Here is a 12,795-nt window from a genome sequence, read left to right as displayed (position 1 = left end):
GGAGTTCGCGTGCCGTTTGGGGATTTTGCGGGAAAACGGAGGGTGCTGCTGAATCCCTTCCCTTCTCAACATATAGCCCACCGGGGGCCTTGCGGCAAGACCCGGGGTGTGCCGCAGAATTGCCGACCTGAGCCAGAACCTGCGGACATTTGGGAGTAACGCGTGACCGACATCGACGTGATCATCGTGGGCGCCGGCCCGGCCGGGCTGACGCTGGCCGCCGAATTGAGCCTGGCCGGTGTGCGGCCGCTGGTGCTGGAGAAGCATCGGGAGCCCCGAGACGTCCCGAAGGCCAGCGGTATCGCCGGTCGGATTCTGGACGTGCTGCACTACCGCGGCATTCTGGATCGCTTCGAGGCGGCCAGCAGCGACCCACACGTGACCGCCCGATTCCCTTTCGGCGGAACGCATCTGGACTTCACGCAGCTGGCGGATCCGCCGATGCGGGCGGTGCCGCTTCCGCAGCGGGAGATCGAACGACTACTCGGTGAACGCGCCCGCGAACTCGGCGCCGAGATCCGCCGCGGACACGAGGTGGTCGGGGTGAGCCAGGACGTGGCCACGGTGACCGCGGAGGTGCGCGGGCCGGACGGACCGTACCGGCTGACCGCCCGCTACCTGGTGGGCTGCGACGGCGGCCGCAGCCGTATCCGCGACCTGGCGGGTATCGGGTTCCCCGGCACCACCTATCCGGAGGTCAACCGGGTCGCTCAGGTCTCCGTGGGCGATTCGGTCACCGTGCACGACAACGGCGACATCGATGTCCCCGGGCTGGGCCGGCTTCCCTTCGGGTTCAACCGAACCGACCGCGGTATGTTCGCGTTCGCGCCCAACCCCGGGGGTCTGTTCCTGCAAACCGTCGAGGACGAGACCGCCGACTACGACGATGACGAGCCGCTGACCCTGACCGAGCTCGCGGACAGTGTGCGCCGCGTGCTCGGCGTGGATCTCCCCATGTCGGATCCGAAGCGCCTGTCGCGCTTCACCTTCAAGGATCGGCAGGCCGAACGGTACCGAGACGGGCGGGTCCTGCTCGCAGGCGATGCGGCGCACCTGCTGCCCGCCACCGGCACCGCGCTCAATGTCGGCATGCTCGATTCGGTCAACCTGGCTTGGAAGCTGGCCGCCGACGTCCAGGGCTGGGCTCCGGCCGGACTGCTGGACACCTATCACGACGAACGCCACTTCGCCGGTGCGCGGGCACGGCTGCAGACCCGGGCGCAGGTGGCGCTGCGGCGCGGACACGACGAGGCCGCGGACTCGCTGCGCGAGGTCTTCCAGGAATTGCTCAGCGACGAACCGGCTCTGCGCCGCATCGGAGCGCTGGTCGGCGGCACCGACATCCGCTACCCGATGCCCGGCGAGCACATACTGACCGGCGTCTTCGCGGCCGATCTCACCCTGCACACCGATCGGGGCACGACGAGCGTCGCCGAACTCATGCACGCCGGGCGGCCTGTCTTCCTCGACCTGGCCGACAGCCCGGAGCTCCGCGAGATCGGCCGGGAATGGGCGCACCGCATCGACATTCACACGGCCAAGACCGATGATCAACCGGCCGACGCCCTGCTGATCCGCCCGGACGGCCACATCGCTTGGGCCGTGACGATCGGCGAACCGGCCGATACCGCCGCACCCACGCTGCGCGAAGCGCTGTCGCACTGGTTCGGCTCAGCGGCCGTCGCGTAGTCCCGCGCGTCCCATCGCATGCGGCTCGACCGGAGGCGTTAGCGCCACGAGGATGGTGTCGCCGGTCAGCGCGCTCCGATGCCAGGCGAACGGAGATCGGCCTGAATCGTCGTTTGTCGGCTTGCTCACAGGCTGCGGTATCGATGGCGGGGAAACCGCCGATCCATGGGAGGGTAGACGAGTGAGATCAGGCTTATCGGTGTGATTCGCTGGCTCACCTACAGAAAAGATGAAGTAAGCAAATGGCTCAAGGCAGTGTGAAGTGGTTTAACAGCGAAAAGGGCTTCGGCTTCATCGCGCAAGACGGTGGCGGCCCCGACGTCTTCGTTCATTTCTCCGCCGTGTCCGGCTCGGGATTCAAGTCCCTGGAAGAAGGACAGCGCGTGGAGTTCGAGATCGGTCAGGGCCAGAAGGGCCCGCAGGCGCAGGACGTCCGCACGATCTGAGCGACGCAGTAGATGAGCCCCGCATCCCTCGGATGCGGGGCTTCTGCCTTTCCAGCGGCAAGAGCGGCTTCCACGTTTGTTCGGGCTCGGCCGTCACGCTCATCCCGGGCGTACGACGCCTCAGAAGGCGGCTTCGTCGAGCTCCATGATCGAGGTGTCGATCTCGGAAATGACGGCCCAATCGGCGCTCAGTCGCGGCAGCACTGTCTTGGCGAAGGACGACGCGACCGCGATCTTGCCTTCGTAGAAGGCGCGGTCGGCGCCGCCATCGCCGGAATCCAGCACCGTGATTGCGATTTCGGCGGCGACGAGCAGACGCCATCCGACCAGCAGGTCGCCGACAGCGAGGAGGAAACGCACCGACTCCAGGCCGATCTTGTACAGCTCGGTGGGGTTCTCCTGCGCGTCGAGCAGGTGCTGGGTGAGCCGGCCCGCCATATCCTGCACGTCCTCCAGGGCGGTGGCGAGCAGGATCTTCTCGGCCTTCAGCCGGTCGTTGTCGGCGGTGGATTCGGCTGTTTCCCTGACCTTGCCCGCAACATGGGCCAGTGCCACGCCGCGGTCGCGGGCGATCTTGCGGAAGAAGAAGTCCTGCGCCTGGATGGCGGTGGTGCCCTCGTAGAGCGAGTCGATCTTCGCGTCGCGGATGTACTGCTCGACCGGGTAGTCCTGCAGGAAGCCCGAACCACCGAAGGTCTGCAGCGACTCGGTCAGGTACTGGTAGGCCCGCTCGGAACCGACACCCTTGACGATCGGCAGCAGCAGATCGTTGACCCGCGCGGCGAGTTCGGCATCTACGCCGGAGACATGGTGGGCGACAACGGGATCCTGGTGGGCAGCGGTGTACAGGTAGATCGAGCGCAGGCCCTCGGCGTAGGCCTTCTGCATCATCAGTGAGCGACGCACATCGGGATGGTGGGTGATAGTCACCCGCGGGGCGGATTTGGCCGCGATCTCGGTGAGGTCGCTGCCCTGCACGCGCTGTTTGGCGTACTCCAGCGCATTGAGGTACCCGGTCGACAGGGTCGCGATGGCCTTGGTGCCGACCATCATCCGGGCTTGTTCGATGACGTCGAACATCTGCGCGATGCCGTTGTGTACCTCGCCGACCAGCCAGCCCTTCGCCGGGATGCCGTGACCGCCGAAGGTCAATTCGCAAGTGGCAGAAGCTTTCAGGCCCATCTTGTGCTCGACGTTGGTGACGAACGCACCGTTGCGTTCACCGGGTTCGCCTGTCTGGGAATCGAAGAGGTACTTCGGCACGATGAACAGGCTCAGCCCCTTGGTACCGGGATCGGCGCCCTCGGGGCGTGCCAGCACCTGGTGGAGGATGTTCTCGAACAGGTCGTCGGAGTCGGCGGAGGTGATGAAGCGCTTGACCCCCTCGATGTGCCAGGAGCCGTCCTCCTGCTCGACCGCCTTGGTGCGGCCCGCGCCCACGTCGGAACCGGCGTCGGGTTCTGTCAGCACCATGGTCGCGCCCCATTGCCGTTGTACCGCCAGCGCGGCCCAATGGCGTTGTTCTTCGGTGCCGATGCCGTTGATGATGTCGGCCATGCCAGGTCCGCCCGTGTACATGAACGCGGCAGGCTGCGCCCCGAGGACGAATTCGCTGATAGCCCAATCCAGCATCCGCGGTGCGGGAACGCCGCCGACCACCTCGGCTTTGCCAACGCGCCACCACTCGCCGTCGTACCATGCGCGCACCGATCGCTTGAACGCGTCGGGCAATCGCACCGAATGCGTCGCCGGATCGAAGACCGGCGGATTGCGGTCGGTCTCGGCGAAGGAATCGGCGACCGGCCCCTCCGCCAGCCGCGCGGCTTCGGTCAGCATCGACCGCACAGTCTCGCCGTCCAGGTCGCCGAACGCGCCGGTCCGCAAGATCTCCTCGAGGCCGAGTACCTCGAACAGGTTGAACTCCAGGTCCCTGACATTGCTCTTGTAGTGCCCCATCGGCCCTGTCCTTCCGACGATTCTCGGTCCGGTTGCCGAGACGTGTCGGGCGCATGTGATCACGCCCAGCCGAAATTCTGGCAGGCGGGAAGCTCGCGAGGGAGTCGTAAGTTACTGATCATTAAGGAGTATCTGTTGCGTCTGATGTGCGAACTAAAGGAGTACCTCTTGATATTCGGGAGAGGAAGTTAATGATAAATTACAGCTAGGCGGGTGGTCTGGGTGCATGTTCGGCGAAAGGGGAGAAGAACGCGATCCGGTCGACGAGGACTTCGAGCAGATCCCCGCGTCGAGTGGACCGTGGATTGCGCCCGGGTCGGCGGGGACAGTCGACATCGCCTTATCGGTACTCGTGCGACCGGCCCCTGCCGAGCTGACACGCGGTCGGGTGTGGCGCCCACCATGATGGCGAGCATGAGTTCGGGAGCGCCGATACCGGTGTGGAACGGTTTCTTCGGCATCCAGATCCGCCGCGGCCCTGGTCGCTGCGTCGGCGGGCGAATGGCAGGGCTGGAGTGAGGTGGTGGAGTTCGCTCCGTGCACCGCGACCCGCATCGGTGAGGTATTGGGTTGCTGCGTGGGCGATCTCGACACCCGATGGCGGACAAGGTGGTGATCGAGCTGGGTTACGAGCACCTGTGGCGGCACGACCTCTGGCACACCCGGCTGCCCTGGTTCGGACAAGCGATCCCCGAATCCTCATCACAACACCGCCCACCACCCGACCCTGACCAACGCGCCCGCCACCCCATCTGACCAGCCGATTAGCTCTCCCGACACACACTGTTGTAATCTCTTCAAGCGCCCCAACGGGCGCACCACGGGCTGTGGCGCAGTTTGGTAGCGCACTTGACTGGGGGTCAAGTGGTCGCAGGTTCAAATCCTGTCAGCCCGACACCGAAAAACCCCTTCCGATCAGCGTCGGAAGGGGTTTTCTGTCACTCGACCATCCGAAGCCTTGGGACCATTTTGGGACCGTCGGGCCCATCGTCCGTGAAGTCCTGCCCTTGTCGGTCCAGTAGCTCCGGGATCTGTGGTCCGCTGTTCGGCATCACGAGGAACCGCGACAACAGCTCGCCGTCGTTCTGTAACGCCTGAATGTCGGGATGGAGGTATCGCTGAGTGATTCGCGGGTCGGTATGTCCTGCGATGCGCTGAAGCCGGTGCAGCGGTACGCCCGCGTCAGCGAACCAGGTGAGGCCGGTGTGCCGCAGATCGTGACGACGCAGATGCTGGTGACCGAGCCGGGTCACCACCTCGTCCCAGTGGGTGGCGTTGCGGAGAACTGCGGTAGCGATCCGGCCGCCGCGCGGACCGACGAACAGCCGCGCGTCCAGCAGGGCTTCCCGTCGCTCGTCTTCGTTCGCATCGCGGAGCGCCGGATCGGTGGCGACCCGCTCCTTAGCCGCCTCGATCCGGCGGAGGATCATCGGACGGATCTCCGCGATCAGCGGAATCGAGCGAGCGCGTTTGCCCTTCGTGCGCTTGTCGAGCATTCCACCCGGCCCCGGAGTCGTCTGACGGCGCAGCGTCCAGATCCATTTCTCGGTATCGATGTCACGGATGCGGCAGCCGGACACCTCACCGATTCGCACAGCGGTGCAGGCCGCGAACAGCACCACATCACCCCACCCCTGGAAACGGCCGACCGACGCCTCCACGAGCGCGGCAGCCAACTGCTGCAACGCTTCCCAGTTCAGCAACGCCAACGCTCGCGGATCATCGATGTCGTCCTCGTGCTTGACGAGCTGGTTCTGCCAGCCGACGACCTTCACTCGGTTTCGATCGATCACCTCGTCGCGCACCGCCTGATCGAGCACACGGCTCAATACCGCAAGGGTGTTCTTGATCGTCGACTCACCGCACCCGGACTCGATCCACTTCGTCACGGCCCTGTCCACAACGCCGGTTGTCACCATCGTGATCGGCAGATGCCCGAGTGTCTTCTTCACCCGCAGCCGCCAGCCCGCCCGGTACGGGTCCAGCGTCTTCGGCTCGACTCCGCGCAGCGCCGTGTCCCAGTTGGCGTCTCCGTACTCGGCCAGAGTGGATGTCGCGGTCCTCGGATCGACACCACGCGCGGCAGCCTGTTCGATTCGCTCGATCCATGCCCGTGCCTCGTCCTCGGTAGCGAAGGATTCCGATTTCGAGTCACGTCGCTTGGTAACCGGGTCGGTCCACCGCATCCGAGCCCGGCAACGCCCGGCCTTTCCCCGGACCTCGATATCGCCGCGCATCGGCACACCGATCGGCATCACGCCTATCCGATCACCCATCACGCGGCTCTCGGATCCACACGCCGACTGTTCAGGTAGTCCAAAAGATCAGCGCCGCTGTACCGGGTGGTGCGGTCGGAGATCGTGACAAACGGCGGACCCTGGGTCGGGCTGGCGGTACGCCAGCGCCGCAAGCTCGACGCATCCACCTTCAGGACCGCCGCCACCTCTTCGGTCGTATACCAGCATGACGGCTGGATAACCTGCTCATTACTGCCCATCACCGCGACCTCCTGCGCTGCCGAATCCGGGGTTCGTGGTGGACAATCCATTGCGAGAGCACATTGCGGCCCCCAAATACTTCCCCCTCCGAACCGGCGACATACCGAACTGATCGCTTACCTTCGCAATTGTCATTGCTGACTCACCTCTCCGATCATTTCCACGCTTTGCCCGATCACGCGGCTCACCCAGGCGGTGTAGCGACGTGACTACCTGTCTCGCTGGGGATTGCCTGTCCACGAACACCCCTTTTCCTTCCATTCCCGGCACCACGTCCACGACGTCCAATACGGGTGGAGCGGTCACCAGGTATCGCTGATATCTGTGTCTCGGTGGCCGGATCGCCGGGCACCGGGGGTCTATCAACGCTCCCTACCTGCCGAGTCGTCAACTGTCTTCTCGCCCAACGCTTCTGACGCCATCCCGGCCGCCATTTGACCCCCGGGCCACCGCTGCCCCCGACATCGCGCCAGCGGCCGATCCTGGGGGCGCGATCAACCACCCACACCACCGGCCGCCCCCGTTCGCGTGCGGCAGTTGCCATCGCCGCGCGACGCACGGAGACGACGACCGGCGGCGGGATGGAGAAATCCCCGCTCATGCCACCCGCCCGTCCAGACCTGCGGTTGCCGTGGCGGTGTCGTCGCCTGGGTCGGGTTCGGTGAGTGGGGCCAGTGGCCGGACCCGGTCGAGTTCGATGTCGGTGTCGACGGTGTCGATGGTCGCGAGTTCGCCGGGGTCGGTGGTGATCAGCGCGTTCTCGGTGGGTGAGGCCAGCGACCCGAACACCGCTCGGTCGGTGCCCCCGACCGCGAGCAGGCCGCTGCCGCGTGCCGCGGAGAGCAGGAATTGTTGTTCGCCTTCGGAGAGCCGGAACGCGGCGGCGACTTCGTCGATGGCTTGGGGGGCTTGGCGCAGCAGGATCTGGGTGGCGGCGTTGGAGACGATCGCGCGCCCGAGTTCGGTGGACAGGACATCGGCGCTGTCCTGGGTGGCGACGGTGAGTCCGGCCCAGTGTTTGCGGAAGCTCTTCGCGGCCTTGAACAGGAATTCGGCTGCGGCGGGTTGGCGCATGAGCAGCCACGCCTCGTCCACGGTGATCATCCGGGGCCGTCGATCGGCCGGGCTCGACACTCGACGCCAGGTCGCGTCCAGCACGAGCAGGGTCCCGATCGTCTTTAACTCCTCGGGTAGCTCGCGCAGGGAGAACACGATCAGTCCGCCCTCGGGGTCGGTGGTGGTGGGCCCGTCGAACAACCCGGCATAGGCCCCGCCGCCGACGAACGGGTGCAGCGCGGCGGCCAACTCCCCGGCAGCCGGTGTGGCGAGGCGTGCGAGTTGGTCACGCAGTCCGCTCAGCGTCGGCGCGGGCCGGGTCCAGGTGGCGGGGTCCTCGGTGATCCCGACAGCGGCGTAGGTCGCGGCCAAGGCCGTGTCCAATGCTGCCCGCTGCGTGGGGTTCTGGTCGCCGAGCAGGACTTGGATGAGGGTGTGGCAGAACAGTTTCCGTCGTGTGAGGGCGTCGGTGGGGGCGGTGCGGTGACCGTCGGGGCGGGTGTGGATTTCCAGGTCGAACGGGTTGAGCCGCCCACCGGCAGTGCCGAGCCGGATGTGGATGCCGCCGACCGCCTCGGCGAGGCGGCGGTATTCGTCCTCGGGGTCGATGACGACCTGCTCGATGCCGCGATACAGCGACCGCAGGATCTCGGTCTTGACCAGATACGACTTGCCCGCTCCACTACGGCCCAGCACAACGAGGTTGTGGTTGTGAGCCTCGGGACCGAACCGGTCCACGAACAGCAACCCCGAGGCGGCGTCACGTCCGTAGAGAACGCCCTGCGGGCGGGCCGCCTGGGCAGGGTCGGCAGCAGGCAGCTGCGGGGAGTCGAAAGGGAATGCCGCGGCGAGGGCGCTCGTGTCGAAGGTCCGCTGCACCCGGATCAGATCGAGCCCGAGCGGCAGGGTGGTGGCCCAGGCTTGAGAGGCTCGGTAGGACAGTGTGCAGGTGTCCACGAGCAGGCTCGCCGCCAGGGCGCGGACGGCGGCTACCTCGTCGGCCAGTTCGGTTTCCGAGTCGGCGTGCACGGTGAGGTACACCCCGACCCGGAACAACCTGGCCTCGGCGCGGGCGACGCGGGCCGAGAGGTCGGCGGCGTCTTCGACCGCGACATCGACCTGCGGATCGGTCAGGCGGCCTCGGCTGAGGTCGTGCATGCGGGAGGACTCCAGGCGTGCCTGTTGGCGGCGCAGCCGGGTGGCGGCGGTCGCCGGGTCGACAGGCTCGATGTGCACCGCGACCTCGACCCGGCCGGGATGCGAGAGCAACGGCGCGAGCCAGCCAGCGGTCACTTCTCGCGGGTAGCCGGTGACCGCGAGGGTCGCGGTCCAGTCCGAACTGATCTCGAGATGCCGGGTGCCGATCGTGAGTGATTCCGGCGCGAACCGGTCGAGGCCCTCGCCGGTGAACGGGTCCGGTGTCCGAGCTGCGGGATCGGTGGTGATGATCTCGTCGGCTGCGGCGATGTTGGCAGCGGCCGAGACGAGGCCCTCCGGGTTGGTGCAGCTGATCAGCACGGCGTTAGCCGCCTCGCTATCGAGGGCGGTGACTGAGATACCCAAGGGGGACAGGACATCGGCGGCCTCGTTCATGCGGCGCAGGAGCCGGGACTCGGCCGCACGGCGCGCACCAGCGGACAACGCCCGCCGTGCCCGGCTCCTGCCGGGCAACTTGGCACGCAGCCCGGTGGCGGCCAGGCTCTCGGTGACTTCCCGCCAGATCAGCAGCACTTGGCGGTGGGTCGGGTCCTCGCGTGCGGTCAGCTCGGCGAGGTGGTCGGCGTGGTCGAGCGCGGCAGCGGCGAGGTCGGGTGACATCTGCTCGGCGGCGGTGTGCAGGCCGGTGATGTGCTCGGTCAGGTCCAGGCGAGCCGAGCGCACCAGGATTTGTACCGGTTGGCGCAGGGTGTGTAGCCAGCCTGCGAGTTGCCCGACGAGGTTGTCCTGTTCGGCCGGGGTGCGCAGCGAGAGGTTGAGGGTTCCGGCGACCGCGATGACGGCGAGGCCGTCGGCGCCGAGGTCGATCACCCCGACCCCGCCGCTGCCGCTGTTCGACACCGACTCGGGCAGGCGTATCTGATTCGCGGACAGCTCGGTGGGGACGGGTGGGAGGTGTCGGGTTCGATTGGCGCGGATGGAGATCCAGCGTGGTGTCTCGGCGCGGGTGCTTGCGCGTGATCGGGCGAGGTGGCGTGGGCGGAAGCGGTGGCGGATCGCGGCCACGAGCAGCAGGTCGGCCGACAGCCCGTCGCGGCGGGTGAGCACCGCGACGGCGACCACGACGAACACCGGGGCCGCGACGGTGACGAACACCGCCGGAGCGATGACCGTTCTGGTCGCGGCCCAGGCCGAGTACAGCAGCAGGGCCGTCGTGGCGAGGACGGCGAGCTGGCGGGCGGTGAACGGCCCCAGGATGCGGTCGGAGCGGTCGACGTCGGCGGGGATGCGCACGATGGTGCTCATCGCAGGGTGCCTCCTCTCGGTGCGCGTGGCGCGCGGCGGCGCACGGGCAGATCGGGCATGGGCAGATGCAGCTGCCGCCCCGCCGGGCGCGCCGGGGCGGGCGTGGGTGGCTGCGGTGGGTTCGGCGGCGGCGGAACAGGTTTGACCCGGGTGACCGGGAACGGCAGCGGGTACTGGCCGCTACGGGTCGGCCGAAGACGCGCGTAGGGATCGGCCGGGGTGGGTTCGGTGAAATCGAAGGCGAGTTGTTCGGGCCGCCGCCGGGGGCTGGGGCGTTGTGGTGGCGGGGCCGGTGCCGGGGGTGTGGGCCGGACCCGGCGCACCGGGATCGGCAACGGGTACTGGCCGCCTTTCCCCGGGCGGATTCCCTGGTAGGGGTTCGGTGGGGTGAAGTTGAACGCGAGCTGGCGTCCGCGTGGTGTTCGCGTTGTGCTGGTGGGGGTGGTGCTGGTGGAGGCGGCGGGGGCCGGGTTGGGTTGTCGCGGGACTCGGTGCACGCCTTGCAGGGGCAGCATGAGTTGCCCGGTGCGGGTGGCCCGTACCCGCGCATACGGGTTCGGCGGCCCGGCGTTGGAGGCGGTGCGAGGTGCTCGTGGTAACCGGGTGGGCTGTGGACCTCGCCGAGCCGGTGTCGCCGTGGCGGCGGTCCGTGCACTGCTCGACGTGGCCCCTTTGAGCAGGCCGAGGGTTTTGTAGGCGATGAAGCCCCGCGCGATCGACCCGGCGAAGCTGCGGCCTTGGCCGATCTCGAGGACCGACAGCAGCCACATCGGGGTCTTGATCAACACGAACATCAACGCCAAAGCGACGGTGAGGTCGGCGATCTCGTTGGCGTCCGGGCCGAAGAGGTGCCATCCGCCCGGGGCGAGCAACACCCGAAGCACGGTCACCAAGATCAGTGACTGCGCGACCTGGATCGCCAGGCAGGCGGCGAACGAACGCCACCACCAGCGGGCAACGCCGTCGATGCCGGGCAGTGCGTGACACATCAACGCCAGCGGTGCCGCCACGATCAGCACGATCGTGATCGAGACACGGATGACGTAGCTGATGAGCAGCACGAGCAGCATCACCACCAACGCCAGGTGCAGCAGCAGGAAAAAGCCCCGGCTCTGGTGGGGGGTCACCGCGAGCTCGGCCAGGGCATCGGCCGCCGACCCCGAATCGACACCGTCACCGGCGACCGCACCTGCGAGGGCGTTGGCGAAACCGATTGCCGCCGTGGCGATCATCATGCTCAGTCCCCCGGTGACGAACCCGACCACCAGGCGGGGCGCGAGTTCGCGGATCGACCATTGCGTCTGCAGGGTCTCGCGCGTCATCAACAGCACCCCGGCCGCCATCACCACCAGGACGTAGAGGGCGGTGACGAGCTGCCACGACTGGTTCCACAGCACCCCGATCTCCGGTATCTGCCCTGGTTCGGGAGTGGTGAGCAGGGTTTCAGACAGCAGCTCGAGCAAGGGGTTGAGCGCGGACTCGACGATCCGCTGGAAGAACCCGTCGATCGCGTTCTCCACGCAGCCGTTGATGTTGGTGACCCCACACTCGGCCGACCCCGACCCCGACCCCGACCCCGGCGTCGGGTTCGTCGTGCCGGGCGTGGTCGGGGTGGGCGAGGCCGGGGTCGCGGTGGTGGTGGAGGGCGGGGTCACCCACCGGCTCGGCGGAGTCGTCGTGGTCGGTGGTGCGGTCGTCGGGGCGGGTGTGGCCGGTGCCGGGGTCACCGGCACGGTCGGTGTCGGGGGCTGGGCGGAGGCACCGGCAGCGCCGGTGACGGCGATCAGGACCGCGGCGAGCACCGCCGCTGCTGCGGCGGCAGCGGTGCGCGCGGTTCGTGAGTGCTGGACGGGGACGGGTGCGGGTGGGGCCTGTGCCGAGGTGTTCACGGTCAGGCTCCGATGATGGACCGGAGAACGGTGACAATGACCGGTGCCAGCATCGCCAGCGCGTAGCCGAGGCAGGCGGCGCGGAACGCGGTCTTGGCCTTCTCGATCTCGCTGGGATCGCCGCCGCCGAGCAAATAGCGGGCACCGGCGATGGTCAGGAACAAGGTCGCCAGCCCGGCGAGGATCCCCACGATCCAGTTGCGCGCGTTGTCGATCACCTCACCCAGCGACGAGGCGATCGCCAGCACTTCCGCGTGCGGCGGTGCGGCCGACGCCGATCCGGCCACGAGCACCAGCAGCGCCACGGTGATGCCCAGCGCCGCGAGAATCGTCGGCCACCGTCGCCGCAACACCGGCCGCCGGGCCGGGGCCTGTGGCGCCTCGCTGAGATTCCTGTGGTGCGCGTTCATGCCGCAGCCTCCTGCCCGTCCTCGGTGCTCGACTGCGCCGCCGCAGAGTGCGGGTTCGGCCAGCGACCTCGCCGCGGTGACCGGGCGGGCGGCGCGAGCGCGGTGACCGCCTCGGCTTCGACCGTGCTGGTTCGCTCGGGGTCGAGGTCTCGGGCGCGCTCGCTCAGCCATGCCAGCAGCGCGCGCTCGGCGCGGGGGCGCGCCTTGCGTAGCTTCCACAGCGACACCCCGCGCTCGGCCGCCAGCGCGGTCAGCGATCGCCCTTCCCATCGCGAGGCCGCGATGAGTTCGGCCGCCTCTTCGGAGATCACTCCAGCGGCCACGGCCTGGGCCAGGACTGTCTCGGGGTGGGCGGGGCCGGGCCCGACCGCCCGCACCCCCTTCCCCC

At 67.9% G+C, this 12,795-nt stretch carries 11 protein-coding genes and 1 tRNA gene; 5 read left to right on the top strand and 7 right to left on the bottom strand.

Annotation, left to right across the window (positions count from 1 at the left end):
• Nucleotides 1-162: 162 nt before the first annotated feature.
• Nucleotides 163-1,689: an FAD-dependent monooxygenase gene (locus ACRWNM_RS21325; protein WP_431969814.1), complete on the top strand. Its 1,527-nt coding sequence runs from the start codon at nt 163-165 to the stop codon at nt 1,687-1,689.
• Between the two features lie 242 nt (nt 1,690-1,931).
• A complete protein-coding gene (locus tag ACRWNM_RS21320) occupies nt 1,932-2,135 on the top strand; it encodes a cold-shock protein (protein ID WP_068067736.1) in 204 nt (67 codons plus the stop codon).
• Between the two features lie 120 nt (nt 2,136-2,255).
• Here the strand turns inward: ACRWNM_RS21320 and ACRWNM_RS21315 are convergent, their stop codons facing one another.
• Complete coding sequence (locus tag ACRWNM_RS21315; RefSeq protein ID WP_431969813.1) at nt 2,256-4,091, bottom strand: acyl-CoA dehydrogenase; 1,836 nt, start codon at nt 4,089-4,091, stop codon at nt 2,256-2,258.
• 597 nt (nt 4,092-4,688) lie between these two features.
• On the opposite strand from ACRWNM_RS21315, the gene ACRWNM_RS21310 reads away from it, so the two are divergent.
• Both ACRWNM_RS21310 and ACRWNM_RS21305 read left to right on the top strand, forming a co-directional pair.
• Nucleotides 4,689-4,847 (top strand): hypothetical protein, encoded by a 159-nt coding sequence (locus ACRWNM_RS21310; RefSeq protein ID WP_431969812.1) that lies wholly within the window; start codon nt 4,689-4,691, stop codon nt 4,845-4,847.
• Between the two features lie 65 nt (nt 4,848-4,912).
• A tRNA-Pro gene (locus ACRWNM_RS21305) sits at nt 4,913-4,986 on the top strand.
• A gap of 43 nt (nt 4,987-5,029) precedes the next feature.
• Here the strand turns inward: ACRWNM_RS21305 and ACRWNM_RS21300 are convergent.
• The 4 genes from ACRWNM_RS21300 to ACRWNM_RS21285 all read right to left on the bottom strand — a co-directional run bounded on the left by ACRWNM_RS21300 (nt 5,030) and on the right by ACRWNM_RS21285 (nt 11,628).
• The gene (locus tag ACRWNM_RS21300) at nt 5,030-6,367 is read right to left on the bottom strand and encodes a site-specific integrase (RefSeq protein ID WP_431969811.1); all 1,338 of its coding nucleotides are present in this window, start codon (nt 6,365-6,367) and stop codon (nt 5,030-5,032) included.
• Complete coding sequence (locus ACRWNM_RS21295; protein ID WP_431950284.1) at nt 6,367-6,588, bottom strand: helix-turn-helix domain-containing protein; 222 nt, start codon at nt 6,586-6,588, stop codon at nt 6,367-6,369. Before ACRWNM_RS21295 ends, ACRWNM_RS21300 begins: the two co-directional genes overlap by 1 nt.
• Before the next feature lie 598 nt (nt 6,589-7,186).
• Nucleotides 7,187-10,108: a PrgI family mobile element protein gene (locus ACRWNM_RS21290; protein WP_431969810.1), complete on the bottom strand. Its 2,922-nt coding sequence runs from the start codon at nt 10,106-10,108 to the stop codon at nt 7,187-7,189.
• Nucleotides 10,105-11,628, bottom strand: coding sequence for a hypothetical protein (locus ACRWNM_RS21285; protein WP_431969809.1), 1,524 nt, complete (start codon nt 11,626-11,628; stop codon nt 10,105-10,107). The genes ACRWNM_RS21290 and ACRWNM_RS21285 overlap by 4 nt, the downstream gene beginning before the upstream one ends.
• A gap of 10 nt (nt 11,629-11,638) precedes the next feature.
• On the opposite strand from ACRWNM_RS21285, the gene ACRWNM_RS21280 reads away from it, so the two are divergent.
• A complete protein-coding gene (locus ACRWNM_RS21280) occupies nt 11,639-12,013 on the top strand; it encodes a hypothetical protein (protein ID WP_431969808.1) in 375 nt (124 codons plus the stop codon).
• Here the strand turns inward: ACRWNM_RS21280 and ACRWNM_RS21275 are convergent.
• Together ACRWNM_RS21275 and ACRWNM_RS21270 are read right to left on the bottom strand one after the other, a co-directional pair.
• Entirely contained in the window at nt 12,000-12,407 is a 408-nt protein-coding gene (locus tag ACRWNM_RS21275) for a pilin (protein ID WP_431969807.1), read from the bottom strand. The genes ACRWNM_RS21280 and ACRWNM_RS21275 overlap by 14 nt on opposite strands.
• Nucleotides 12,404-12,795: hypothetical protein (locus ACRWNM_RS21270; RefSeq protein WP_431969806.1), on the bottom strand; the 392-nt coding region annotated here is incomplete at its 5' end. The genes ACRWNM_RS21275 and ACRWNM_RS21270, both read right to left, overlap by 4 nt.

Origin of the sequence: Nocardia sp. bgisy134, from assembly GCF_965341865.1 — a bacterium.
Taxonomy (GTDB): Bacteria; Actinomycetota; Actinomycetes; order Mycobacteriales; family Mycobacteriaceae; genus Nocardia.
The sequence above is the reverse complement of the archived record's forward strand: the minus strand, read 5'-3'. Positions and strand labels throughout refer to the sequence as shown.

Bases quoted from the DNA above. Each gene is read 5' to 3' on its own strand.
- ACRWNM_RS21290 (WP_431969810.1), bottom strand. From the start codon at position 10,108: ATGAGCACCATCGTGCGCATCCCCGCCGACGTCGACCGCTCCGACCGC.
- ACRWNM_RS21275 (WP_431969807.1), bottom strand. From the start codon at position 12,407: ATGAACGCGCACCACAGGAATCTCAGCGAGGCGCCACAGGCCCCGGCC.
- ACRWNM_RS21320 (WP_068067736.1), top strand. From the start codon at position 1,932: ATGGCTCAAGGCAGTGTGAAGTGGTTTAACAGCGAAAAGGGCTTCGGC.
- ACRWNM_RS21315 (WP_431969813.1), bottom strand. From the start codon at position 4,091: ATGGGGCACTACAAGAGCAATGTCAGGGACCTGGAGTTCAACCTGTTC.
- ACRWNM_RS21280 (WP_431969808.1), top strand. From the start codon at position 11,639: ATGTTGGTGACCCCACACTCGGCCGACCCCGACCCCGACCCCGACCCC.
- ACRWNM_RS21310 (WP_431969812.1), top strand. From the start codon at position 4,689: ATGGCGGACAAGGTGGTGATCGAGCTGGGTTACGAGCACCTGTGGCGG.
- ACRWNM_RS21300 (WP_431969811.1), bottom strand. From the start codon at position 6,367: ATGGGTGATCGGATAGGCGTGATGCCGATCGGTGTGCCGATGCGCGGC.
- ACRWNM_RS21295 (WP_431950284.1), bottom strand. From the start codon at position 6,588: ATGGGCAGTAATGAGCAGGTTATCCAGCCGTCATGCTGGTATACGACC.